The sequence below is a fragment of the Rickettsia honei RB genome, from assembly GCF_000263055.1.
In the GTDB taxonomy this organism is placed as follows: domain Bacteria; phylum Pseudomonadota; class Alphaproteobacteria; order Rickettsiales; family Rickettsiaceae; genus Rickettsia; species Rickettsia rickettsii.
On record NZ_AJTT01000001.1, the window covers coordinates 286,258 to 312,019 of the forward strand.

Sequence of the window (25,762 nt, forward strand, 5' to 3'; positions counted from 1 at the left end):
ATATGCTGATTGTTATGGGAATAGCAAAAGTCAATTTTGTTTTGAAATATTTGGCAAAAAAAGATGAAAACCCAAAAATGCTTAATATTGGTATTATGATCATATTAATTTGTAAATAATTTTTTGGTCATTGCGTGAACCGGTAAAACCCACTGTGTCACCCCGTGACTTAACCACAGGGTCCAAAAAACAATAAAAAATACTAATAATTTTAGTATTTTTAACTGGATCCCGTGGTCAAGCCACGGGATGACAGAGGTGAAATTGATTCACGCAACAAGGCCACGCGGAAATGATATAGAACGAAAATGTCCGGTATTATAGGTATCCAATACCCGCTCGCAACAACGCCTTTATCACCCGTGTTTAATTTTAGCTTGTGCTGCGGCGATTCTTGCTATAGGGATACGGTATGGAGAACAAGAAACATAGTTTAAATTCATTCTATGAAAAAATTCTATAGAGGCAGGGTTCCCTGCATGTTCTCCGCAAGCTCCAAGTTTCAAATTAGCATTACTGCTTTTTCCGCGTTTTATAGCAATTTCAATTAATTCTCCTACTCCTTCTTCATCGAGAGTAGTAAATGGATCGGATTCAAAAATCTTTTCTTCTAAATAATATGGAAGAAAAGAGGCAATATCATCTCTAGAAATTCCATATGTAGTCTGAGTTAAATCATTAGTACCAAAACTAAAATAGTCAACTTCCTTAGCTATTTTCTTACTGCCGAGTGCTGCCCTGGGTAGTTCTATCATAGTACCGAGCGTAAAAGAAAACTTATATCTATAACGTTGCTCTAATTCCTCTATTACCGCATAAATATCCATTTTAAGCTTTTTTATTTCACCTACATTGCTAATTAAAGGGATCATTAATTCTAAGTTACATTCTATATGTTCTTTCTTATGTAGCTCAAAAATAGCTGTAAAAATTGCTTCAATTTGCATTTGGTAAATTTCCGGCGAACATATACCAAGTCTACATCCACGGTGACCGAGCATAGGATTTACTTCATGCATAGCATGAAGACGTTGATTAATCATGGATAAAGGTAGATTTAAGCTATTGGCCAAATTCTTTTTATCTTCTTCGGTGGTAGGTAAAAACTCATGTAACGGCGGATCAAGTAATCTAATATTTACCGGTTTATCTTTCATTACTCTGAATAAAGCTTTAAAATCCTCAGTTTGCAGAGGTAATAATTTCTGCACGGCAAGCTTTCTCCGTTCTATATCAGGAGCAATAATCATGTCTCTTACTAAAGGAATTTTATTTTTATCAAAAAACATATGTTCGCTACGACATAAACCTATACCTTGAGCTCCAAACTTTACAGATACTAAAGCATCGTTAACTGTTTCAGCATTTGCACGAACTTTTAAGCTACTAATCTCGTCTGCCCAATCTAAAATTAATTTTGATTCCTCACTGAAAGTAGGTTGAATTAACGGCATTTCACCTAAGAAGATTTTACCGCTACCTCCATCAATCGTTATAATATCACCTTGTTTAATAACTATGTCGCCTGCTGTTAATATTTGCTTTTTCTCATCTATAGATAAATTACTTGTACCACAAACACAAGGCTTCCCCATACCTCTTGCCACAACTGCAGCATGTGAAGTCATTCCCCCTCTAATAGTTAAAATACCTGAAGAAACATGCATTCCGTTAATATCCTCAGGACTAGTATCATGGCGTACTAAAATTACTTTATGATGATGAGATAATTTTTCGGCATCATAAGGTGAGAATACTGCAATACCTGTTGCAGCCCCAGGAGAAGCAGGTAGCCCCTCAGCAATAGAAGTAAGCCCCTTACTGTAATCAATTCTTGTATGTAATAATTGATTGAATGATTCTGGATCGATTCGCATTAAAGCTTGTTCTTTAGAAATAAGCTTTTCTTCTACCATTTGTACAGCAATATTAATAGCAGCGATGGCTGTTCTTTTTGCAGTACGTGTTTGCAAAATATATAGCTTATTATTTTCTATAGTGAATTCTATATCCTGCATATCTAAGTAATGTTCTTCAAGCTTTTGTGCAATTTGTGATAACTCCTTAAACACTCCCGGCATCATTGCTTGCATAGAATTTGAATCATTTGCAATAATAGGCATAGGTGTTCTAGTGCCCGATACTATGTCTTCACCTTGAGCATTTATTAAAAACTCTCCAAAGAGCTTTTTTTCTCCTGTAGAAGGTGATCTAGTAAAAGCAACTCCCGTAGCTGAAGTTTTACCTAAATTACCGAAAACCATTGCTTGGATATTAATAGCCGTACCGAAATCCTCCGAAATATTATTGATTTTTCTATATATAACCGCTCTATTACTCATCCAAGAATGTAGCACCGCTTTAATTGCCGATTCTAACTGTTCATAAGGATCATTAATTAGTTGCTTAGTATACTTAATATGCAACCGTTTGAAATCATCAATAATTTTTTCTAATAATTCTACGGTAATATCGCTATCTTTATGAATATCGGCTTGCATCTTGTGCTTTTCGTAAATTTGTTCAAATAGATCACTAGGTATAGATAATACCGTTGAACCGTACATTTCTAAAAATCTTTTGTAACTATCAAGAGCAAATCGTTTATCACCGCAGGAATCCGCAAGAGCATTACACACTTCGTTATTCATTCCAAGATTAAGGATAGTATCCATCATTCCAGGCATTGAAACCGTAGAGCCCGAACGCACCGATAACAATAAAGGATTGCTTGTACTGCCGAAAATTTTACCGGTAATTATTTCAAGTTCAGTGATAGCTTTTTTTAAGTCGCTTTGAAAGTTTTTAGGAAAGTTATTATTGTGGGTATAAAAATAATTACATAGCTCTGTAGTTATTGTAAAACCATCAGGAATAGGTAGTTTTAGGTTGGACATTTCGGCAAGACCAGCACCTTTGTTACCAAGTATATTTTTCATGCTAGCGTTTCCATCACTACCATTACTGCCAAAATAATAAATTAATTTTTTCATATCATATATCAAAATTTGCTAACAATTTATGTGTTTAGGAGCATTAAATACATATTTATACAGTATGAAAAAAATAGTAGCAACGTTAAATTAAGAATATCTTTAATAAAATAGTTGAAATTTTAAATTTGTTATTATACTTATAAATTTAATTATATTCTGTGTACAAAAGTCAAATTTTCAAAAAAAATCTTATTAATTTTCGCTAAAAAATATCTCAAAATAGCAAATCAATTAGAAACCTTCACAGAACCTAATAAGTTAATTGAACTTATTCTAAATGTTATTGACTAATTTAAGAAAATTGACCATAATTCTAAATGGTCGTGCAGTTGCGTGATAATATAGCAAAACTATAGATCACGAGGAAAGTCCGGACTCTATAGAGGTATGGTGCCGGTTAACCTCCGGCAGAGTATTATTACTTTAGGGACAGTACCACAGAAAATACACCGCCAAGTATGAATACGAAGATCAACTTCAAAAAGAGCTAGGAGTTCACAAGGCAAGGAACAGCGCGTATACTTAATACGTGAGTACCGTAGTACTTGCGAAATGACGCAGCCAATTTTTGCAGTTGATCGAGTATTTTTGGTAAGGGTGAAAAGGTACGGTAAGAGCGTACCGGTAAGTTGGTAACAAATTACGCATGGTAAACCCCACCAAGAGCAAGATCAAATAGGCGTTACACAGAACTTATCAAGTTCCCGGGTTATCTCTAGCCGGCTTGTAATGCGGGTAGATCGCTTGAGGTAAACGGTAACGTTTATCCTAGATAAATAACTGCAATGAATTTATATTCATACAGAATCCGGCTTATAGACCTATTGTCATCCCGCGACTTGATCGCGGGAGCTTAGAAAATAGCTTAACAAATATTGATAGATCCTGCGATCAAGTCGCGGAATGACTAGGACTGTAACACAATTTAATGAAAAAGTTATATCATAATCCTATTTGTCCTCTTTCAAGACAAGCCCGTGTCTTCTTAAAAGAATTAGATATAGAATTTACTACGATTAAAGAAGATTATTGGCAATTCAATAAAGATTTCTTAAAAATAAATCCTGCCGGAACTTTACCTATTTTAGCAGAATCATACGGCTTATTTGTGGTAGGTATTTATCCTTTTGTTGAATATCTTAATAGCAAATATCCGAATTTTAATTTTTTAGATGAAAATATTGATATTTGTTGCGAAATTAGACGATTATTCTTTTGGTTTAACGATAAATTTTATCGTGAAGTTACTAAGATTATTATCGATGAAAAAGTTATAAGATCAATTGCTAAAATGAGCAGCCCACGAACCGAGTTTTTACGTGTTGCAAAAAATAATTTAAATTATCACTTAGAATATATAACTTCTTTACTAGAAAAAAGAAGTTATCTTGTATCGGATTCACTAACTATTGCCGATATTGCCGCAAGTTGTCACTTATCGGTACTCGATTATTTCGGTGAGATTTATTGGGATAAATGGACGCTTATCAAACATTGGTATTCACTAATTAAATCAAGACCGGCTTTTAGGTTATTACTACAAGATAGAATCCCTGGCTTTACCCCTCCAAACTATTATACAGATTTAGATTTTTGAATAGACTTCTTCGGAAACTCTACTTCTAGGGTAATTTGTGCGTCAATTCGCTGCTCGCATCCTCTCACGTACTTCTACGGTACGCTGCGGTTCTGTTGTGCTGCGTGTTTCCTACAAATTCCTCTCTATAAGCGCGTTTCCGAAGAAGTCTAATATATAATTTAATAATTTGATTCTTTCCGTATCATGAGCTTTTAGTATTTTATGAATATTATTAAGAGATTGATTTTTTATGAGTGCAGGCTCATATTCAAGATGCACTCCACTTAAAATAGCTGTCCCGTCGCCGTAAGTACATTTTATTATTGCAGCCTGAGCATCCTCATAACTTGCTATTATTTCAGTATCTTTGGTATTTTCTGCATCAATAAAATATCCACCGCCATTATAAAAAGCATAACAATCCTTAATATTTAAATTAAGTGTTGGATTTATTTTTAGATAAGCGGCTCTTGCTCCTTTATGTGAGTTGTAATAATAAGGAGCAAGCAATGGTCCTCTAACCGTTCCATTGAAAATCTTTAATTCTCTTTTACTTATAACCTCTATATTTGTTCCTTTAGCGAATTCTACATAGTTACCGCTGTAGTAACTGCCTGCACATATCCCAAGAAAATTACCACCGTTTTTAATATAATTCTTTATATTAGCATTTCCTTTGCCTTGCAATTTTTGTACATAGTATAAATCTCTTCCACCGAGTAAAATAAGTAATAAGGTGTTTTGAACCCACTTTTCGTCTATAATTTCTTGTGCAGTAATATAATCTACGTTATACTTTGGAGCATAAAGTCTTAAGGTATGCACGCAATGCTTAATACTTTCTTTTGAAACTCCTAGATCATTATAAATTTTTATTTTCATTTTTATATTCTTGACAAGGACATTATATAATTCTATTTAGTGTAATTACTTAAAAATAAATCATGCGGTAATTTTATGCAACTTAATTCAATCTCACTACCGTTAACCACAAGGCAAGCAATAGAAATAGTTTTAGGAGTGGCATTACTTACTATTTGTTCACAAATAGTAATACCTATAAAGCCTATATTTATTTCATTGCAAACCGTTGCAGTGATATTCATCGGACTTACATATAATAAGACTACCGCACCTTTAACAATATTATCTTTCATAACTCTTGGAGCAATGGGAATCCCTGTGTTCGGAGAATTTTCAAGCGGTTTACGAATATTATTCGGTCCTACCGGAGGATATCTAGCAGGTTTTGTAATTGCCGTATATGTTATGGCTAGCTTAAAAGATAAAATTTTTACTTCTAATCAATGGTTAAATCAGATATCTTTATGTTTGATCGGTAATATAATTATTATGAGTTTAGGCTGGATGTGGCTCTCTACACTCTTAGGAGCAAGCGGTGCCTTTTACGGCGGCGTATTACCTTTTATAATACCGGGAATAATTAAATCAGTATTATTAATTGGACTTATCAATGCAGTAAAACCAAAAACTCGATGAACTTCAGTATTGCCTAAAAACAGTTGATCTAAAGTTTCGATGTCATCCCCGCGCAAGCGGGAATCCGCTACTTTTAAGCTTTCTAAAAGCTTGATTTATCTCGCTTTACCCTGGATTCCCGCTTACGCGGGAATGACATCGAGTAGGTTTTTCGAGCCATGCAAAAACACCACCTTTGCAGGAATGGCATCGATCTTTAAGTTGACAACAAATATGGTATAACTCTATCATTCATGAAAAAAATCAATAACAATGCTAATGCCGCATTTTCCGGTGCCGACCTGGAAAAATAACATTAAATATGATCTTGAAAATATAGCAAGACTTTTAAGAGCCTTAGGTAACTCTCATTTAAGGCTTCCTCCCGTCATACATATAGCAGGTACAAACGGTAAAGGTTCAAGTAGTGCTATGCTTAAAAGCATCTTTACGCTTGCCGGTTATAAGGTACATTGCTATACATCTCCTCATTTATTAGAATTTAATGAACGAATCGTAGTAGCAGGTGAGAAAATCTCGGATAATGAATTATGGCAGGTTTGTGAGCAGGTGAGGGTAGCAAGCGAAAAATTTAATATTGAACCTAGCTTCTTTGAAGGTACTACGGCAGCAGCGTTTCTAGCATTTGAGAAAACAAAAGCCGATATATTAATTTTAGAGACGGGACTAGGCGGTCGTTTAGACGCAACAAATATAGTAGAACAACCGTTAATTACTTTAATTACACCTATTTCATATGATCATATGCATATGCTGGGTAATACATTACCCCTAATAGCAGTTGAGAAAGCTGGTATTATGAAGTCTTGCGTTCCTTGCGTTATAAGTATGCAAGTTTTGGAAGTTTATGAAACATTATTTGCCAAGGCTGAAGAGTTAGAAGTACCGAGTTTCTGTTATGAATATGATTTCGGTATTAAAAAGACGGACAACGGATTTATTTATTCATCACGAAATTTTACCTATGAGTTTCCGACTCCTTCGCTACTCGGTGATCATCAATTAATAAATGCTGCAAGCGTTATTGCCTTAATAAGCCTTATTAACAAACAATTTAATATTAATAATGAGGTTATTGCTAAAGGATTACAAAATACTATTTGGCCTGCTAGAATCGAAAAAATAGAACCGAAAAAATATTCTAAATTAATAGGTGATAATGTTCAAATTTGGATAGATGTAGCTCACAATAATAGCGGAGCTCAAGTTTTGGCAAATTGGATGCGTGATAATTTAAAATCATCGATATATTTAATACTCGGTATGACTAAAAATAGGAATATTGAAGAATTTTGCTCTTACTTTAAGGATTTGACAATTAAAGGTTACGGCGTTAAAGTTTTATCCGAACCGCTAAGCCATAGTGCAGAAACAATAAATTTGGAAGGCAGAAAGAGTGGTATTGATTTTAGCGAAAGCAACTCACTCAAAGAAGCGATTAGTGATATAAAGAAGATAAACGGCGATAATAAAGCAAATATTATAATAACCGGATCGCTTTATTTAGCTTCCGATTTTTATAAGTTACTATGATGTCATGCCTGCGTGGATACTAAATCGTCATTGCAAGCAATTGCAAGGAGCGTGGCAATCTCATAAAGTAGGACTCCTGAGATTGCTTCGTCAAAATTTTCAATTTTTCCTCGCAATGACGTATTGATTCTCGCTATAAATATATAAAAACCAACATAGGAGAAAATAACATGACCTATTGCAACAAATCTAATCAAACCTCATATCCTTTTATCTTACCTGATTTACCTTATGAGAAAGAAAGTTTTAAACCACATTTTACTCTCGAGACTTTTGATTATCATCATGGTAAGCATCATAATACTTATGTACAAAATCTAAACAATTTACTCAAAGATAAAGAAGAATTACAAAAAAAAGATTTAGAAAAAATAATAGAATGGTCATCACAAAACTCAAATGCGGCTATTTTTAATAACGCAGCCCAAATATGGAATCATACCTTTTTTTGGCATTCAATAAAGCCGCAGGGCGGAGGTAAGCCAAGCGGTAAAATATTAGAACAAATTAATAAAGATTTCGGTAGTTTTGAAGAGTTTTGCGAACAGTTTAAGCAAGAGGCAGTAGGGCAATTCGGTAGCGGCTGGGCATGGCTTGTATATCACGATCATAGGTTACAAATTATAAAAACCGCTAATGCCGGTACACCTATAGCACACGGTATGAAGCCGCTTCTTGCATGTGATGTATGGGAACATGCTTATTATCTTGATTATCGTAACAAACGACCTGATTATGTTGACATATTTATTAAGCATATGATTAACTGGAAGTTTGTAGAAGATAACTTAATAAAATAAAACTATGGCTGATATAAAGGTAAGAAAACATCCTATTATTAATAATCTGAAGCAAGAGTCACAAACTCCTGTAGTTAATGAGCAATCTTGATATATTAGAGGAGTTAAAAGACCTAAAAAAATTCAACAATCTTCTAGCAATCAAACAAAAACATTGCAGGAGTTAGAACAAGCACAGAAAGCTCCTATCGAATATATAGCTTTTAGTGGAGGAGGAACTAAGGGAGCAATATATTCCGGAACTTATGAGACAGCAAAAAAAGCTGGTATTTTAGATAATGTCAAGGCGGTAGCAGGTTCTTCCGCTGGTGCTATAACTGCCACAGTGGTAGCTCTTGGGACACCCGCCTGAGCGATTTGAAGAAATTTCTAAAAATACAAATCTGCAAACTTTACTTGGAAAAAAAGGATTTTCTGCGGATATAGTACAGTTAAATAAAGACGGTAAACCTTTATATGCTCTATTAGAACTTGTTATTAAAGAAAATATAGGAAATTTTTTACAGAGATCAGATATAGTAAATGTTAAAGATGATAAAGCTCTTGATGAATTAAGAGAAAGATACAACCAAAAAGACGAAAAATATATTTTAAGGATATAGCGTTACTGCGAAAATACAATCCAGTACAGTATAAAGATTTAGTAATTATGGCAACTCAGCAAAAGACAAGTGAACTAACTATTTTCAATAGCTTTGATACGCCAAATGTTAAAATGACTTTAGCTTGCTGTGCTTCTGCTTCTATACCACTTGTTTTTAAGCCGGTAGAAATTGACAGTAAAAAATATATAGACGGCGGATATAGAGATAATATACCGACAAAATATTTTAAAGGCAATGAACTGGAATTTGATACAAAAGCAATAACTGATAATATGGAGGAGATTACCTTAGCTAAAAAACAAGGTAGAACTCTAGCTATGGCTTTTGGTACGGGTATGGAAGCTGATGCAAATATTGCTATATATAGTGCAAAAAAATTTGAAAGCCCAAGTGATATCGTAAAGTTTTTAGCTGATATATTATTTAAGACACTTGCAAAAGTAGGAGGAAAATTTAAATATACTGAAACTCTAAGAGCAACTAATGAACAGTTACGTGACAATGCTTTAAACACTGCTGTTTTAGATACTGCCGGAATAGATACTTTGGATTTCAAAGATGCACAAAAATATTCTAATTATTTTATTTGCATATTAAAGGATATTGTCAAACTAGAGAACATTTGAATAATCATGACCTTGGCAAAGAAGCAGATAAAATATTTGACCATCAAAAATTTCTACTAAATGTTTATGAAGTTCATGATAATAAAAATCTACATAAAACATTTGGCACTAAATTGTTAGAAATGTTTATTCAGTCAAAAGAAAATAATACTTCTAAATGGCAAGAAGGAGTTATTGAAAATCATGATGATAAAGCAAAGATGTTATTATCATTTTGTAAAACCGGAGCATTAAACGAAAAAGAATTAAATGAAAAGCTTAAAGAATATGTAATTATTGCTGCAACTAGTCGTAATAATACACTAAAAGCCGATACAAACTCATTGAACGCTTTATTGTATACCTTAAATGATACTGCTGCTTCAAGTAAAATAAAAGATAGTTTCATTGAGGTACTTGGAATAGATAAAAATAAAGATGTAAGATTTGATAAAACTAAAACCTTTGATGAAAATATTGCTAAGTTTAAATTTACTAAACAAGATTTAGAAAGCTTTATAACTAAGAGTAAAAGCGAAGCACCAAAAATTCAAAGCAAACATAGTGTCACTACAAGTCATGTCAGTAGGAGGCGAGTTAGGTGTTTTTATGTCATTCCCGCTTTCGCAGGAATGACATCGAGCGGGTTTTTCAAGCCATGCAACAAAGCTCGCCTTTCCTCGCAATAACGGCTACTAAAAAAAATGAATATCGGTAAATTTAAACTAATTGTTTTTGACAAGCTAGACAGTACAAACTCTGAGGCTATGAAAATGGCTCAGAATGCTAAAGTTGATTCAAACTATGCAGTACTTGCCAAATCTCAAACTAATGGACGTGGTAGAAGCGGCAAAAACTGGCAGTCTAGGTCAGGTAACTTACATGTAAGTTTACTAATAAAGCCTGATAAAGAGCTAGAATTATTGCCGCAATTATCTTTTGTTACGGCACTTAGCGTTTATGATAGTATAACCTCTTTATGTCACTCCCATAGTTCTCTATGTCATTCCCACTTTCGCGGGAATGACATAAGGAACGAAAATAACATTATACAACTAAAATGGCCCAATGATGTATTAATTAACAGTCGGAAAATTGCCGGTATACTTCTTGAATCTGTTAAAGTAGAAAATAATTATTACCTTATTATCGGTATCGGCATTAATATTACCTATCACCCTGATAATATCGACCAGCCTACTACTAGCTTAATAAGCGAAAATCTACCACCTATAGAACCACAAGCTTTACTTGAGATATTAATAGAAAATTTTGAAGAATATTATCAAATTTGGCATAATAACGATTTTCCTTTTATTAGAAAAAAATGGTTAGAACATGCTTATAAGTTATATGAAAATATTAGCGTTAAATATCAAAATGATATAGTAAACGGTCTTTTTAAAGATATCGATAATACCGGCAGAATAATATTGCAACTACCGTCCAAAAAAATAATCTCTTTTTCCACTGCCGAACTTTTTTTTAGCAAAAATATTACTAAATTTAAATTTTGTTAACTTCTACTTAAGCTCCAATTTAACAAGGTAATAAATATATGCCCCAAGAGAATAACAACCCAAGTTATCTGTCTCAAGCGTTTTTAACAAATGCATATGAGCAATTAAACGAATTTAAAAAACTTACATTCGTACATTAATGCAAGATTTTATAAAATTGAAAAAGCTTTTAAATGTACACTATTTACGGGTAATAATAACGCATGTGAAGGTTTAGTAGAATTATATGACGAAGTAATAAAAAATGCCTAATTATGAACTTCAAAATATAAATATAACACAATTTAGAGATATTATGGTCTTAGTCGGAAGAGAACTTAAGCATGAACAATGTATAAATACCTCCTTATTGTCAGTAAATATTAATGAAAATTTCTCAAACCAAGTGTTGTTACTCACGTAAAAACTATTGAAATATGTCAACAGCAAAATAGTAAAGATCCTTTCGCAATTAACGAGTCAGAAATATTTAATCAAAAATGCAAGGTTAAGCAGTACAGAATTTGAGCAATTTAATAGCTTTTTTAACGCAAGATGTGGAAGTAATTTTGCTTTGAGATTTAGGAATTATGCAGATTATAGAGGAATTAACGAAGTTATTGCTAAAGGGAACGGTAATTTAAATAAATTTCAGCTAAGGAAGATATATGGCGATCCTATTGCTCCTTACGAACGAGTGATCACTAAACCGGTTAATAATAGTGTCATTCTATACATTAATAATGTAAGAACTATGGGCATTGTAGATTACAACGATGGTATAGTGACCTTACCAAGTCCCTTAGGTCAAGATGTAATTTTAACTACTGATTTTACTTTTGACGTAGCAGTTAGATTTAGTATATAGTTTTGAATATTCTTATTGTAATGACGGTTCTATAGCGTTATACAACATAGAGTTAGTGGAGGTGATTATATGAGTATTGCGATTGAAGAGGTAATTACAAAGCTTACGAATTTTGTTTATTGTTTTCAAATTAAGCGAGCTAGCGGTGAGGAATTAAACTTAACAAATAGCGATCATGCTATAAAAAGTGAAGAGAGAGTTTTTGTACCGAATTCCAGTTTAGATTTAAAAGAAGCAGAATTTAACGATTCCGCACAAAACCATATAATCATTGAAAGTATTTTTGAGGCAAACGGCATTACGACGACAATCGATTTAAATAATGCTATTGTTAAATAATAATATATACTGACAAAGTTTTTGAGCATTTCGTTACATATTATTGCACTTTATATACAAAATACGATTTAAACTTTTAAATACATTTAAAACCCGAAACGGTAAAATATAATCAGACTATAATTAATCGATATAGCAAAACATGTAGAGCAGTTTTCGGAGATAGTCAATGTAAAATAGATAAAGCTTTATATAGTGGCATGTATAAGGTTAAAGAAATGCTCAAGGACAGTTTTAAGAATACTAGATTTAGATAAAGAAAACGGCTATTATAACGGCGGTCAAATTATATTCAGCAAAATCGTTTTAACAGTAAAGTTCTAAGCAATTTCGGTGATTTGATTATATTAGAGGATATTATACCGGATTATGTTAAAGATGCCGAGGAAGTAAAAATTACTGCCGGATGTGATAAAAATTTTATAACCTGTTGCAATAAATTTAATAATGCTATAAATTTTAGGGGCGAACCGCTAATACCAAAAACAGATTTTATAAATTTAGTATAATCAATGAAACAAAGTTTTATAAAACTAGTATATGCAGAGCTACAGAATATAATAAATATGAAAAGCTCCAAACAAAAGCAAAAAAAAGAAACGCAATTAATTGATTATTTTAAAATAGTTGAAAGTAATATATTATATACATTTCAAAAAATAAAACAGGGATATGAAAGAGACTAAACGTTTTTTTAACAAAAATAATAGATTAAATAAAGGTTATGCTAAGACTTTTAGTGTAAACGAACCTGATAATAATTTTTACCGTAAAAAATTTGAACATATATTACCGCCAATTGATTTAATCAGTGAGTATGAGAGTATTTATCCCGGTACTTTACAGGAATTAATGCATATGGCACAACAAGAGCAAGCTCATAAGCATGCTATAGACCTAAAAAACTTGAAAATACAGGCAAGAGTCGCTAAATTAACACGAATCTGTTTATTAATATTTGGAATTTCCCTTGTAGTTTCAATTTTTTTTAAAACTTTCTAAATAAAATTAAAGATAAAATATTTTATTTACTTGTAATTTTAAATAAAATAAGTTAAATGCAATATATATTTATTTATAAACATAATACGGAGACATTTTATTTCTAAAAATAATTTTCCTAAGGCTAATAGAGAAATCAGAGCTAAAGAAGTGCGTTTAGTAGGCGAAAACGGCGAAATGCACGGCATCGTAAATATTAGAGAAGCATTAGATATGGCGGAAAGAGCCGGTCTTGACTTAGTCGAGATATCACCGAATGCTGTACCCCCTGTCTGTAAAATTCTAGATTTTGGTAAGTTTAAGTACGAAAGCAAAAAACGTTTGCATGAAGCACGCAAAAAACAAAAAATCGTCGTACTTAAAGAAATGAAATTTAAACCTAATATTAGTATAGGTGATTTTGAAACTAAGTTAAGAAAAATAAAAGAATTTTTAAAAGACGGAGATAAAGTAAAAATTTCTTTATGGTTTAAGGGACGAGAGATTCTTCATAAAGAGGTCGGTCAAGAACTATTTAAACGTATAGAAGTAGGGCTCGGAGGACTCGTTAAAATCGATCAACATGCTAAAATGGAAGGTAAACAGATGATAATGATCGTTAGCCCTGATATTAAGGTGCAATAGCTACTCAAATCGTCATTGCGCGCGAACGTAGAGAGTGTGGCAATCTCAGGAATTTTACTGTTTCATGAGGTTGCCGAGTCGAGGTTTAGCCTCTCCTAGCAATGACGTGTAATAACAACAATAAAAAGTCAAATCTAAATAAGTTATGCCGATTAAAATTTTAATGCCTGCTTTATCTCCAACTATGACGGAAGGAAATCTAGCTAGGTGGTTAAAAAAAGAAGGGGACAAAGTTAATCCTGGAGAAGTAATTGCTGAAATTGAAACCGATAAAGCAACGATGGAAGTAGAAGCAGTAGACGAAGGTATACTTGCCAAAATAGTTATCCCACAAAATAGTCAAAATGTACCTGTTAACTCTTTAATTGCCGTGTTAAGTGAAGAGGGAGAAGAAAAAACAGACATTGATGCGTTTATTGTAAAAAATAATAGTGTATCACGGTCACCGAAAACAGATGTTAATCTTCCGAAACCCCACGAGAATATAGCTAATGTAGAAGAACAGGTAACAGTTATAAAACATGATGCTAGTAAAATATTCGCCTCACCGCTTGCAAAAAGACTTGCAAAAATGAGAAATATTAGATTTGAGAGCGTGAAAGGTAGCGGTCCGCACGGTAGAATAGTCAAACAAGATATCTTATCATATACTCCTAGCACTGCTCATAATAAAATAGTTAGCAGAAATCCTGAAGAATATCGTTTAGTACCAAATAATAATATCCGCAAGATTATAGCCAAGCGTCTGCTTGAATCTAAACAAACAGTTCCACATTTTTATTTATCTATAGAATGTAATGTCGATAAATTGTTAGATATAAGAGAAGACATTAATAAATCTTTTTCTGAAGATAAATCAACAAGGATATCAGTTAATGATTTTATTATTTTAGCAGTAGCCAAAGCTTTACAAGAAGTGCCAAATGCCAATGCTAGCTGGGGAGAAGATGCAATTAGATATTACAATAATGTCGATATTTCAGTAGCGGTAGCGATTGAGAACGGGCTTATTACACCGATAGTTAAAAATGCAAATCAAAAAAACATTCTAGAACTATCTCGTGAAATGAAAGCATTAATAAAGAAAGCAAAAGATAATAAATTAACCCCTGAAGAATTTCAGGGCGGAGGGTTTACCATTTCTAACCTCGGTATGTACGGTATTAAGAATTTCAATGCTATAATTAACCCACCGCAAAGTTGTATAATGGGCGTCGGAGCTAGTGCAAAACGTGCTATAGTCAAGAATGATCAAATAACTATAGCAACAATTATGGACGTAACTCTTTCTGCCGATCACCGAGTAGTAGACGGAGCAGTCGGTGCTGAGTTCTTGGCAGCATTTAAAAAGTTTATAGAGAGTCCCGCTTTGATGTTGATATAAGTCGTCATTATGAGCAGCCATAGGCTGCGTGGCAATCTCGTCAAATATCCTGAGATTGCTTCGTTACAACTTTCAGTTGCTTCTCGCAATAACGTTGAAATCTCACCAATAAACAAATCACAATAAAATAACATGCGTTTTTCAGATAATTTAGCAAAAATTTTAGACAAATACGAAAATTTAGGTAACAAACTATCTTCCGGCATTATGGGAGGCGAGTTTGTTAAGGCATCTAAAGAATATGCAGAACTTGAAGATGTTGTAGCAAAAATTAAAGAATATAATAAGGCTAAATCTGAGCTCGAAGAAGCAAATAATTTTAAGCTAGAAGTGGGACTTGATAATGCCACTTTAGAAATGATTGAAGACGAAATATACACTCTTGAAAATTCGTTACCAAAACTTGAAAGAGCCGTAAAAATTGCTTTATTACCAAAAGATGATGCGGATAGTAAAAGTGCTATTATTGAAGTTAGAGCAGGAAGCGGCGGAGAAGAAGCGGCACTTTTTGCTGCCGTACTTTTTAATATGTATCAAAGATATGCTGAGTTAAAAGGATGGCGTTTTGAGATATTAGCAATTTCCGATACGGGAATAGGCGGTTATAAAGAAGCATCGGCGTCAATAAAAGGCAAAGATGTATTCTCTAAGCTCAAATTTGAGTCAGGCGTTCATAGAGTACAGAGAGTACCGGAAACGGAATCACAAGGACGTATTCATACTTCGGCAGCAACGGTTGCAGTACTTCCTGAGGCTGAAGAGGTTGATATTAAAATTGAAGATAAAGACTTAAGAATCGATACTTATAGAGCTTCAGGGGCTGGTGGACAGCACGTTAATACTACCGATTCTGCCGTACGTATAACTCATATCCCTACTGGTATTACCGTAGCCTTGCAAGATGAGAAGTCACAGCATAAAAATAAAGCAAAGGCGTTAAAAATTCTACGTGCTAGAATTTATGAAGAAGAACGACGTAAAAAGGAACAAGAAAGAGCCGATAGCAGAAGAGGGCAGGTAGGTTCGGGAGATCGTTCGGAGCGGATACGTACTTATAATTTCCCACAGGGAAGAGTATCCGACCATAGAATAAACTTAACACTTTATAAGATAGACGAAGTAGTTAAAAACGGACAATTAGATGAGTTTGTTGAAGCTTTAATTGCAGATAATGAAGCTAAAAAACTTTTGGAGATATAAAGCAAAAATACAGCCTAATAAACAAATGAAACCACAAGCATCTATAAACGGTAAAATCTGGCAGCAGAAACTGATTAACGAAGATATAGTCACCGAGTTATGTCGTAGTTTCAAAATTAGTGATTTACTTGCTAGGATAGTATCATTAAGAGTCAATAATCTAGAGGAAGTAGAAAATTTCTTAAGACCGAAAATCAAAAATTTATTACCTGATCCTTTTCATCTACTTGATATGGAAAAAGCTGTAGATAGAACCGTTACAGCTATTTTAAATAACCAAAAAATATGTATCTTCGCCGATTATGATGTAGACGGTGCTACTTCAGCCGCCTTACTTAAAAATATTTTTAGAGATTTAAATATACTATGTGACATTTATGTTCCTGATCGTATAGCTGAAGGATACGGTCCAACTCCTTTTGCTATGCAAAAAATTAAAGATAACGGCACAGAATTATTAATTACGGTGGATTGCGGTGCTATGGCACATGAAGCCCTAAAATACGCAAAAGACGTTAACCTTGATGTTATAGTAATCGATCATCATATAACTACGGAAATATTACCGGATGCAGTAGCTATAGTAAATCCAAATCGTATTGATGAAAAAAGCGAATATAAACATTTGGCAGCCGTAGGAGTTGCTTTCTTATTTGCAACTGCAATATTATCGAATTTAAAGAAGCAAAATTATTTCACGCAAACAATGCTTCAGCCTAATCTAATGCAGTATCTAGATTTAGTGGCTCTTGGTACTGTTTGCGATATGATGAAATTAACAGGCTTAAATCGTGCATTTGTTGCAAGCGGATTGAAAGTAATGCAACAAAGGCAAAATATAGGGATTAAAACATTATATGATATGGCAGGGCTTCATGAAATACCAAAATGTTATCATTTAGGGTTTATTCTAGGTCCGCGCATCAATGCAGGCGGTAGAGTAGGAAAGTCAAGTTTAGGGGCTCATCTCCTATCTACTAGTTGTTCTAATGAAGCAAATAAATTAGCTAAAGAACTTGAAAAACACAATAATGAGCGTAAAGTAATTGAGTTATTAATGATAGAAGAAGCGATCGAAATTGCTTTGACACAACAAGATAGTAGTTTATTATTTATCGTAAAAGAAGGATGGCATCCAGGCGTTATAGGAATCGTTGCCGGCAAATTAAAAGAAAAATTTGATAAGCCGGTGGCAGTGATAGCTTTAAATGACGGGATTGGTAAAGCTTCATGCCGTTCTATTTTAGGTATTGATTTTGGTGCTGAAATTATCAATGCTAAAAGCAAAGATTTGCTAATAGCAGGCGGAGGTCATGCTATGGCGGCAGGTTTTACCGTAACGGCTGAAAAATTACAAGAATTGCAGAATTTTTTTAATAATGCTTTTAGAATTAGTATAACTAAACTAGAAAATTATAAGCATGCGGAATATGATATTGATTTAACGGTTAATAGTGTGAATTTCCCTTTAATGCAGGAATTAAACACTTTAGAGCCTTTCGGTCAAGGAAATCATGAGCCTATATTTAAATTTGATGATTTATTTGTATTAAAAGCAGATATCGTTGGAAGTAAGCATATTAAATGTATGCTTGTTCCAAATAAGCGAGGCTTTGGTCATAAAGCCTTATCTGCTATTGCTTTTAATTCGGTAGGAACTGCATTTGAAGATGTTTTATTAAGCCCTAAAGCAAAAAATATTGCCGCAATAGGAACGTTAAAAACTAATAATTGGCAAGATAATTATACTATTCAATTAATTATAAAAGATATACTTCTAAAAGAGTAGATAGACTAAGTATATATAATAACAACTTAAAAAATAATAATTTATGAGAAATTTAAAGAAAACAAAAAATACTACAATTTCTAAAGACTTAGCAGAAGTACAAGAGCATTATCAAGATTATCCTTATCCTTTCAGAGACCCAAATCAAGAAAAAGAATATTTACTTGCAACATGCGGTGAGTTCTTAGGAGAATTAAACCATTTTCTATATCAAGGAAAAGAAAATTTTAATAATAATTTTAGATGCTTAATAGCAGGCGGCGGCACCGGTGATTCGACTATTTATCTTGCCGAGCAGTTAAAAGATAAAAATGCCGAAATAATATATCTAGATTTCAGCAAGCCTAGCATGGAAGTAGCACAAAAACGTGCAGAAGTACGAGGTCTTAAAAATATTAAATGGATTAATGATTCAATATTAAATATACCTAGTCTAAAACTTGGAAAATTCGATTATATAAATTGTACCGGCGTGCTTCATCATTTAGCAAATCCTGATGAAGGTTTAAAAAATCTAAAAGATTCTTTAAAGCCGACCGGCGGTATGGGTTTAATGGTATATGCTAAATACGGACGTACCGGTGTTTATCAAATTCAGGATTTAATGAAAATGATAAATAAAGATACTAAAAGCCGTATCGAAGAAGTAATGAACGGGAAGCTAATTCTAGATAATTTGCCTGCTACTAACTGGTATAAAAGAGGTTGGGAGTTATTTTCAGATTACCAAAATTTCGGTGACGTCGGAGTTTATGATATGTTCCTGAACAAACAGGATAGAGCCTATTCCGTTCCTGAGTTATATGAATTCGTAGAAAAAGCAAGCTTAAATTTTGTTGATTATCTTGATCCTTTAGAGAAAATTTTATTAAGACCGGATAATTATATAAAAGATTTTTCACTTCTACAAAAAGTTAAAAAGATGGATAAAGTAACTAGAGAAGCAATTTCCGAAATACTTACCGGTAATATTACTAAACATTCATTTTACGTATCAAATCAAAAAGATAGTGTAGCCTCTCTTGATGACCTTGATAATATACCGTACTTCCATAATATTGCCAATTTTGCTAAACAAATTTATGAGCATTTGGAATCTAATCCTTCAGCAGTAAATAATGCTATTAATTTTACTATTAATAATGGGATATTAAATAATGTTAATATCTCAATGTCGATATTTAGAAGCACTAAATATATTTTTAAATATATGGTAGAAGAGAAAAGTTTAAGAGAAATATTTGATGCGGTACGCAACGAATTAAACCAAAAAATAAGCAATGAGGCCTTATTAAATGAAGTTAAAAACGTATGCATGCCATTACTTAATACAAATGTGTTATTGTTAAAATCAAAGGATTGCTAGAGTTACGTGGATTGATTCATCCGTCATTGCGAGAAGAGGTTACCAGGGTTGTCATGAGCTACGCAGCCGTAAGCTGTGCAGCAATCTCATGCAATAATAATAAACTCCCAAGATTGCTTCGTAATTTTCTCGCAATGACCATTTACCGATTACCTGCTCGCAATGACGATTTGGGTTGACAATGTGCTATTAACGTTGTTAGTATGCTTTTACATAGCCAGCTCTTATAAGCTAACAAGATAAATAATTCTTTAAACCGCAAGAATAAATAAAACTTTCTAAAAATCTAATTTGATTCCTAACTTAAATAAGTATATTACTTACCTTTAAACTTGATTGCTAACTCAACTTTTCAATTATAATCTATTAATAATAAAATAATGAACACAACTAATAAAGAATCCACAGCAGCACTTAACAATACCGAATCCAATAACAATTATAATAATTTTGCAGATAACGGTAATATTATTAATTTAAAACAATTAAAACGTAAATTACCGGAGGAACTACAAGCTCAAGCAGAAGAATTAAAAATTGAAAATATTAATTCATTACTTAAACAAGAATTAGTTTTTGCAATTTTGAAAAAATCCGTAGAGCAGGGAGTTTTAATAGTGGGAGAGGGGGTACTTGAAGTACTACCTGACGGATTTGGTTTTTTACGTTCGCCGGAAGTAAACTACTTAGCAGGCCCTGATGATATTTATATTTCTCCTAGTCAGATTCGTCGCTTTGGTCTGCGTACCGGTGATACCGTAGAAGGTCAGATCAGAGCGCCAAAAGCCGGAGAACGTTATTTTGCTTTACTGAAAGTCAATAGAGTAAATTTTGAAGACCCTTCTAAAGCTTATCATCGTGTTCATTTTGATAATTTAACCCCCTTATATCCTGATGAAAAATTAGGATTAGAACTTGAAAATAATAGTAAAGATAGTAAGGATTTTAGTACACGGGTTATTGAACTTGTTGCCCCTATGGGTAAAGGACAACGTGCATTAATAGTAGCACCGCCTCGTACAGGTAAAACCGTATTATTACAAAATATAGCACATGCAATTACAACCAATAATCCGGAAGTATTTTTAATAGTACTGTTAATAGACGAAAGACCTGAAGAAGTAACCGATATGCAACGTTCCGTGCGTGGGGAGGTTGTTAGCTCTACTTTCGATGAACCGGCAAGTAGGCACGTGCAGCTTGCAGAAATGGTTATCAAAAAAGCAAAGCGTTTAGTAGAACATAAAAAAGATGTGGTAATCTTAGTAGATGCGATAACACGTTTAGCTCGTGCTTATAATACCGTAGTGCCATCATCAGGTAAAGTATTAACGGGCGGTGTTGATGCTAATGCTCTTCAGAGACCTAAAAGATTTTTCGGAGCAGCAAGAAATATTGAAAACGGCGGTTCGCTTACTATAATCGGTACGGCTTTAATTGAAACCGGTTCTCGTATGGATGAGGTCATTTTTGAGGAGTTTAAAGGTACAGGTAATTCCGAGATAGTTCTAGATCGTAAGATTGCCGATAAGCGTATTTATCCGGCTATTGATATAACTAGATCAGGAACTAGAAAAGAAGATTTATTAGTAGATAAAATAATATTAAATAAAATGTGGGTTCTTCGTCGTATTATCGATCCAATGGGTAGCAGTGAAGCAATAGAATTTTTACTCAAAAAACTTGAAAATACTAAAACTAACGGTGAGTTTTTTGAGATGATGAAGAGTCCTGAACGTCCTAAGAACGGTCTATAGTCAATTGATACCTATATTGTGCTTCGTTGTGCGTCGGCCTCACCTTATTATATTATAGGCTTCGCTCCTCACACCTGTCACAGTATAGGTCTGCATTTAGTATTCTAAAAAAGTATATAAGATCATGAGTATAACACCTGATTATTTAATTGAAAGAAGACAAATAAAATCTCGTTTGTTAATTTGGAAGCTAGCAGCTATTATTTTAATTGCGATCGTATTCTTACTAGTCGGTAAAGATTTTGTGCCAAAAGAGGTGTTACCTATTAATAGTAATGAAGACTATATAGCTTCCGTATTAATAGACGAAATAATTCTTGAAGACAAAAAGCGTGACAAAAAACTCAAAAAAATAATCGATGATTCTCATATTAAAGCGTTAATAGTTCACGTAAATTCTCCCGGCGGTACGGTAGTCGGCGCTGAAAAAATTTATAATATTCTGCGTAAAATATCTGCACAAAAGCCGGTAGTGATAGTTATGGGAACAATGGCTGCAAGCGGCGGTTATTTAATCTCTCTTGGAGGTGATTATATTATCAGCCATAACGGAACTATTACGGGTTCAATCGGTGTAATACTACAAACAGCCGAGGTAACGGAGCTTGCTCAAAAATTGGGGATTAAGTTTAATAATTTCAAATCGGGTGAATTAAAAGCTGTCCCAAATCCTACCGAAAAACTGACGGAAGCAGTGCGGGTAGCCATTATGGAAAATATAGAAGATACTTATAATTTCTTCCTTGAACTTGTCTCAGAGAGACGTAATCTTCCTATAGAAGAAGTAAAAAAGCTCGCAGACGGACGAGTATATTCAGGTCGTCAGGCTTTAAAGTTAAAGCTTGTGGATGCTATAGGCTCGGAAGATACTGCATTAAAATGGTTACAGGAAGTTCAGAAAATTAATGTTAATCTACTAGTTAAAGATTATCAATTAAAACCAAAACCAAAATTAATGGACATAATACTTGAAGATTTTGATAGTATAGCACCTAGTTTTTTTAAAAATAGTTTTAACGGAATCAAGGCGATTTTTTAATAATGATTACTAAGAATTATTTAATAGATAAAATACATGATAAGCTGAATTATCTTTCTAAAGAAGATGTTAAAGATTCAGTAGATTTAATTTTAGATTATTTAAACGAATCTCTTAAAAAACAAAAGCGTATCGAAATCAGAAATTTCGGTAATTTCTCTATCCGCAAACGCAAATTTCCTGAAAGCGAAAAATTCTATAATACGGTTTATTACAGAATGCCTAAAAATTTATTTAAGGAGTAAATTTCCATGGCTCTTCATACTGAAGATTTAGAACTCTTCAAAAAAATATTATCGATAGATGGGAAGCTGGTTATTCAAGCACTTAATATAGACTCTTTTATATATCACGATATTATAGGTAATGGGAAATATGATTCTTTTTTTGAAGCATTATATAATTACTTAAATGATAGTAATGCCTTTAGTATCTGAATAAGAAAGAATATTATCCTATTGTTGAAGAATTATGTAATGAATCTTTAAAGGAAAAAACATCATCAATAATGATATATTTAGAAAAAGAATCTGATAATCACCCTCTACCTAGATGGGAATATGAAGAAACTTTAGAATATTATTTAAAAACTAGAAAAAATTATGATAAGCTTAAACCTGAACCCGAAATAGAAAGAAGCAAAGATGAACCTAATTTAAATTATGCAGAATTAGATTTAAAATATTATGAAGAATCTTTAGACTATTACTGAAAGGTAAAATTTTCCTCTCACTTGACATTATAATAATAGGCAGCTATCTTAAGTGTAAAATTAAAACAGGGTATTTATGATAAGGTATTTAATAATTTTATTTGCTTCTATAGCTTTAATTGGCTGTGCCGGTCCAAAAACTACGAAACCCAAAGAAGTAGTAGAGCTTGACGGTGATCCAAGCTATGCAATTATGCAAACAATCGATAGTACTAACAGAAATATCGCTAGCACTACTTCATCTCTTCCGAGTACTCCGGCTAGATAGAAATGCTTGCTATTATTTCTTCTGCTAAAACTCTAAATTTCGAGAAGTTAGCTCCCAAGACGGAGCTGACGATTCCAATGTTCCTTACGTTAACTAATAAACTACTTTCTACACTCCAAAGCTATTCTGAGAATCAATTATCGAAAATAATGAATATAAGTGCAAAACTTGCACATATAAATAAAGAAAGATTTAAGGATTTTGATAATCAAGAGAGTAAAGCGGCTATTTTTGCTTATGCAGGAGATGTTTTTAATAATATACATATAGAAAAATTAACTAATCATTCATTAAATTTCTTGCAATCACATTTGCTTATTATATCAGGACTTTACGGAGTCTTAAAACCGCTAGATACTATTAAGCCGTATAGATTAGAAATGGCAACAAAATTAAATGAAATAAATTTAACAAACTTTTGGCAAGATGAAGTCACTAATTATATTAATAAAATTCTTGCTAAACAGGGAAATAAATATTTACTCAACCTAGCATCACAAGAATATTCATCTGTAATAAACCCAAATAAACTTAAATATCAATTAGTTAACGTTCATTTTAAAGAAAATAGGAACGGTAAATTATCAACAATCGGTATAAATGCTAAAAAAGCTCGAGGGGCGATGGTCAAGGTTATTGCTAACAACCTAATTGACTCACCTGAGCTACTTAAGAATTTCTCATATTTAGGTTATGCATTTAGTACTAAACACTCATCCGATAACGAATTGGTGTTTATTAAGAGTTAAAATAGTAGGGGTGAAATACCAATAGAAATGCTTCAAGTTATTAACTTTAATTAAAAAATTAGTATTTTTTTACAAAATAGTGGGTTTACTTTATAATACATGCCTATTTATTATGATAAAAAATCCTAAATCTTCAGCAGTCTCAAAATTTAATCCTATAGCATTGTCATACAATAAAATAATAGAGTTTAAATCACAAAAGGCTTTAATTGTAGCGGGGGAATGAATAGAACAATTAAAAAATGTAAAAAGTTCTATAGACGCTAGTGCAGAAATAGCAACAACTCTTTTAAACTCTTTAGATAGCAAAACAACAAAAAAAATTGGGTATTCCACAAGTAACAAGCCTAAAACTTAATACACTAAAAACTTTATTTATGAATATAAAAATATTCAAGAACATAAAGTACTGAAAGAAGCCTTAAGCAAATATCATGTTGCATTAAAAGCGAATAAAGAAATTAGCATTTTTATAAGCCCCAAAACTTATAGTACTCCTATTGTAAATAAAGAACCCAAAACTATTAATTTTAAAATATTTTTCTTCAACTTCAAGGGATGATCACTGCTATACATTGCAGTATAATGAATAACCATGTGGAAGTAGCAGAAAAATTATTTATAGATATATTGTCAAAAGCAAATGTAGATTTAAATTTAATATATTTCCAATACGAATTGCAAATTCATAAAGCTTATACCAATACTTTATTTGAGTTAGTCAATCAGTTTATATCATGGAGTATGGAGAAAAATTATTAAAGATTTAACGCCTCATATAAGGCATTATTACAATATTACATATACGCTCTCTACCATATTAATTAATAATAATCACTTAGATGAAGCTAAAAAATTGCTTACGGCAGCACTTAGCAATATCACTATAGATGAATCAAGTAAATGCCAAAGATATATAGGTTGGTGTCAGTATAACTTAGGGGTTGTTTATTATAAAACTGGTTAGTTAGAACTTGCTATAAAATATTATAATAGTGCAATAGATAGGTTACCTGAAGAGGAAGAAATCATATATAATTTATGGACTATCTATGGTTATCACTCTGATTCAAAAAATATAGAACATTTACTAAATAAGATGCCTGAAGGTAGCCTTAAAGCTTTACTAAAATTAGGTCGAGACTTAAATAATATCACCAATGAAAAATTAGAGACAATGAATTCTAAAAATTTATTACCTTACCACGTTCAAAGTTTTGCGCTTTATAAATATACTGCTAAATATAATGCTCTTTCAGATGAGAGAAAAATTGCACAAAAAATACGTTTAGCAAAGGATTTAAATACAATAATTTAAAAAACTGATGTCTATAATACTGATGAGTTACTTGTACTTTCGGTTGCCATTTATACAAAACAATTGGATATAGCACGTAATATATTAAATAACATTCCTAACAACGATATTGCTATTTATAAAAGTTTAAATTTATCTACTTTAGAAGCTTTTCCTGATCCAAATTCTATAATTTATAATGCACAAATACATTAAAAAAAGAAGAAATAACGGAAGTCCTTAATGCTGCC

At 32.6% G+C, this 25,762-nt stretch carries 29 protein-coding genes, 1 other RNA gene and 3 pseudogenes; 29 read left to right on the forward strand and 4 right to left on the reverse strand.

Going from position 1 to position 25,762, the window contains the following annotated elements; genetic code table 11:
* Positions 1-2 precede the first annotated feature (2 nt).
* On the forward strand, positions 3-119 hold the full coding sequence (locus WSW_RS1000000113805; protein WP_014273508.1) for a hypothetical protein: 117 nt from the start codon (positions 3-5) through the stop codon (positions 117-119).
* A 237-nt stretch (positions 120-356) separates the two neighbouring features.
* Here the strand turns inward: WSW_RS1000000113805 and ppdK are convergent, their stop codons facing one another.
* On the reverse strand, positions 357-2,993 hold the full coding sequence (ppdK, locus tag WSW_RS0101675) for a pyruvate, phosphate dikinase (RefSeq protein ID WP_016916818.1): 2,637 nt from the start codon (positions 2,991-2,993) through the stop codon (positions 357-359).
* Positions 2,994-3,309: 316 nt separating this feature from the next.
* On the opposite strand from ppdK, the gene rnpB reads away from it, so the two are divergent.
* Both rnpB and WSW_RS0101680 read left to right on the forward strand, forming a co-directional pair.
* Positions 3,310-3,828: RNase P RNA component class A (gene rnpB, locus WSW_RS1000000109855), an RNA gene on the forward strand.
* A gap of 96 nt (positions 3,829-3,924) precedes the next feature.
* Positions 3,925-4,593: a glutathione S-transferase family protein gene (locus tag WSW_RS0101680; RefSeq protein WP_016916819.1), complete on the forward strand. Its 669-nt coding sequence runs from the start codon at positions 3,925-3,927 to the stop codon at positions 4,591-4,593.
* On the opposite strand, the pseudogene WSW_RS1000000113810 reads toward WSW_RS0101680, so the two are convergent.
* Both WSW_RS1000000113810 and WSW_RS0101685 read right to left on the reverse strand, forming a co-directional pair.
* A pseudogene (locus WSW_RS1000000113810) lies at positions 4,581-4,750 on the reverse strand (palindromic element RPE1 domain-containing protein); the annotation flags it as partial. The gene WSW_RS0101680 and the pseudogene WSW_RS1000000113810 overlap by 13 nt on opposite strands.
* Positions 4,705-5,457, reverse strand: coding sequence for a BPL-N domain-containing protein (locus tag WSW_RS0101685; RefSeq protein ID WP_016916820.1), 753 nt, complete (start codon positions 5,455-5,457; stop codon positions 4,705-4,707). The pseudogene WSW_RS1000000113810 and the gene WSW_RS0101685, both read right to left, overlap by 46 nt.
* A gap of 75 nt (positions 5,458-5,532) precedes the next feature.
* On the opposite strand from WSW_RS0101685, the gene WSW_RS0101690 reads away from it, so the two are divergent.
* From WSW_RS0101690 to WSW_RS0101815, 23 genes and pseudogenes are all read left to right on the forward strand, one after another.
* Positions 5,533-6,075 (forward strand): biotin transporter BioY, encoded by a 543-nt coding sequence (locus tag WSW_RS0101690; protein ID WP_014120825.1) that lies wholly within the window; start codon positions 5,533-5,535, stop codon positions 6,073-6,075.
* A gap of 252 nt (positions 6,076-6,327) precedes the next feature.
* Positions 6,328-7,608, forward strand: coding sequence for a folylpolyglutamate synthase/dihydrofolate synthase family protein (locus WSW_RS0101695; RefSeq protein ID WP_016916821.1), 1,281 nt, complete (start codon positions 6,328-6,330; stop codon positions 7,606-7,608).
* A 170-nt stretch (positions 7,609-7,778) separates the two neighbouring features.
* On the forward strand, positions 7,779-8,408 hold the full coding sequence (locus WSW_RS0101700; RefSeq protein WP_016916822.1) for a superoxide dismutase: 630 nt from the start codon (positions 7,779-7,781) through the stop codon (positions 8,406-8,408).
* Between the two features lie 4 nt (positions 8,409-8,412).
* Positions 8,413-10,208: pseudogene (locus tag WSW_RS1000000113815) on the forward strand (patatin-like phospholipase family protein); the annotation flags it as partial.
* A 114-nt stretch (positions 10,209-10,322) separates the two neighbouring features.
* Positions 10,323-11,138, forward strand: a complete 816-nt coding sequence (locus tag WSW_RS0101730; RefSeq protein WP_016916827.1) for a biotin--[acetyl-CoA-carboxylase] ligase — start codon at positions 10,323-10,325, stop codon at positions 11,136-11,138.
* 409 nt (positions 11,139-11,547) lie between these two features.
* Positions 11,548-12,058: pseudogene (locus tag WSW_RS1000000109125) on the forward strand (phage distal tail protein, Rcc01695 family).
* The gene (locus WSW_RS0101740) at positions 12,055-12,324 is read left to right on the forward strand and encodes a baseplate hub domain-containing protein (protein ID WP_016916829.1); all 270 of its coding nucleotides are present in this window, start codon (positions 12,055-12,057) and stop codon (positions 12,322-12,324) included. Before WSW_RS1000000109125 ends, WSW_RS0101740 begins: the two are co-directional and overlap by 4 nt.
* A 122-nt stretch (positions 12,325-12,446) precedes the next feature.
* On the forward strand, positions 12,447-12,581 hold the full coding sequence (locus WSW_RS1000000114170; RefSeq protein WP_458692621.1) for a hypothetical protein: 135 nt from the start codon (positions 12,447-12,449) through the stop codon (positions 12,579-12,581).
* Between the two features lie 81 nt (positions 12,582-12,662).
* The gene (locus WSW_RS1000000110265) at positions 12,663-12,833 is read left to right on the forward strand and encodes a phage BR0599 family protein (RefSeq protein ID WP_016916830.1); all 171 of its coding nucleotides are present in this window, start codon (positions 12,663-12,665) and stop codon (positions 12,831-12,833) included.
* Between the two features lie 3 nt (positions 12,834-12,836).
* Positions 12,837-13,010 carry a hypothetical protein gene (locus WSW_RS1000000111905; RefSeq protein ID WP_016916831.1) on the forward strand — a complete coding sequence of 58 codons (174 nt, stop codon included), beginning with the start codon at positions 12,837-12,839 and terminating at the stop codon, positions 13,008-13,010.
* Positions 12,997-13,326 (forward strand): DUF2335 domain-containing protein, encoded by a 330-nt coding sequence (locus tag WSW_RS0101755; protein ID WP_016916832.1) that lies wholly within the window; start codon positions 12,997-12,999, stop codon positions 13,324-13,326. The genes WSW_RS1000000111905 and WSW_RS0101755 overlap by 14 nt, the downstream gene beginning before the upstream one ends.
* Before the next feature lie 150 nt (positions 13,327-13,476).
* Entirely contained in the window at positions 13,477-13,950 is a 474-nt protein-coding gene (gene infC, locus WSW_RS0101760) for a translation initiation factor IF-3 (RefSeq protein ID WP_016916833.1), read from the forward strand.
* Positions 13,951-14,095: 145 nt separating this feature from the next.
* Positions 14,096-15,334, forward strand: coding sequence for a pyruvate dehydrogenase complex dihydrolipoamide acetyltransferase (locus WSW_RS0101765; protein WP_016916834.1), 1,239 nt, complete (start codon positions 14,096-14,098; stop codon positions 15,332-15,334).
* A 132-nt stretch (positions 15,335-15,466) separates the two neighbouring features.
* Positions 15,467-16,534 (forward strand): peptide chain release factor 1, encoded by a 1,068-nt coding sequence (prfA, locus tag WSW_RS0101770; RefSeq protein ID WP_016916835.1) that lies wholly within the window; start codon positions 15,467-15,469, stop codon positions 16,532-16,534.
* Between the two features lie 25 nt (positions 16,535-16,559).
* Positions 16,560-18,323, forward strand: coding sequence for a single-stranded-DNA-specific exonuclease RecJ (gene recJ / locus WSW_RS0101775; RefSeq protein ID WP_029374941.1), 1,764 nt, complete (start codon positions 16,560-16,562; stop codon positions 18,321-18,323).
* Positions 18,324-18,366: 43 nt separating this feature from the next.
* Positions 18,367-19,689, forward strand: a complete 1,323-nt coding sequence (locus tag WSW_RS0101780; RefSeq protein ID WP_016916837.1) for a class I SAM-dependent methyltransferase — start codon at positions 18,367-18,369, stop codon at positions 19,687-19,689.
* Positions 19,690-20,069: 380 nt separating this feature from the next.
* Positions 20,070-21,446: a transcription termination factor Rho gene (rho, locus tag WSW_RS0101785; RefSeq protein WP_016916838.1), complete on the forward strand. Its 1,377-nt coding sequence runs from the start codon at positions 20,070-20,072 to the stop codon at positions 21,444-21,446.
* Between the two features lie 124 nt (positions 21,447-21,570).
* Entirely contained in the window at positions 21,571-22,485 is a 915-nt protein-coding gene (gene sppA / locus WSW_RS0101790; protein ID WP_016916839.1) for a signal peptide peptidase SppA, read from the forward strand.
* A gap of 2 nt (positions 22,486-22,487) precedes the next feature.
* Complete coding sequence (locus WSW_RS0101795; protein ID WP_004998379.1) at positions 22,488-22,730, forward strand: HU family DNA-binding protein; 243 nt, start codon at positions 22,488-22,490, stop codon at positions 22,728-22,730.
* Between the two features lie 6 nt (positions 22,731-22,736).
* On the forward strand, positions 22,737-22,922 hold the full coding sequence (locus WSW_RS1000000109130) for a hypothetical protein (protein ID WP_016916840.1): 186 nt from the start codon (positions 22,737-22,739) through the stop codon (positions 22,920-22,922).
* Between the two features lie 71 nt (positions 22,923-22,993).
* Entirely contained in the window at positions 22,994-23,197 is a 204-nt protein-coding gene (locus WSW_RS0101805; RefSeq protein ID WP_016916841.1) for a hypothetical protein, read from the forward strand.
* 76 nt (positions 23,198-23,273) lie between these two features.
* Entirely contained in the window at positions 23,274-23,465 is a 192-nt protein-coding gene (locus WSW_RS0101810; protein WP_016916842.1) for a hypothetical protein, read from the forward strand.
* Between the two features lie 2 nt (positions 23,466-23,467).
* A complete protein-coding gene (locus WSW_RS0101815; protein ID WP_016916843.1) occupies positions 23,468-24,214 on the forward strand; it encodes a YaaA family protein in 747 nt (248 codons plus the stop codon).
* Between the two features lie 90 nt (positions 24,215-24,304).
* Here WSW_RS0101815 and WSW_RS0101820 read toward each other — a convergent pair whose 3' ends face one another.
* Positions 24,305-24,523, reverse strand: coding sequence for a hypothetical protein (locus tag WSW_RS0101820; protein ID WP_029374942.1), 219 nt, complete (start codon positions 24,521-24,523; stop codon positions 24,305-24,307).
* Positions 24,524-24,772: 249 nt separating this feature from the next.
* Here WSW_RS0101820 and WSW_RS1000000111460 point away from each other — a divergent pair, with 249 nt between their 5' ends.
* From WSW_RS1000000111460 to WSW_RS1000000113515, 3 genes are all read left to right on the forward strand, one after another.
* A complete protein-coding gene (locus WSW_RS1000000111460) occupies positions 24,773-24,976 on the forward strand; it encodes a hypothetical protein (protein ID WP_156793042.1) in 204 nt (67 codons plus the stop codon).
* Positions 24,977-25,313: 337 nt separating this feature from the next.
* A complete protein-coding gene (locus tag WSW_RS0101830) occupies positions 25,314-25,532 on the forward strand; it encodes a hypothetical protein (RefSeq protein WP_016916846.1) in 219 nt (72 codons plus the stop codon).
* A gap of 63 nt (positions 25,533-25,595) precedes the next feature.
* Positions 25,596-25,727 carry a hypothetical protein gene (locus WSW_RS1000000113515; RefSeq protein WP_016916847.1) on the forward strand — a complete coding sequence of 44 codons (132 nt, stop codon included), beginning with the start codon at positions 25,596-25,598 and terminating at the stop codon, positions 25,725-25,727.
* Positions 25,728-25,762 lie beyond the last annotated feature (35 nt).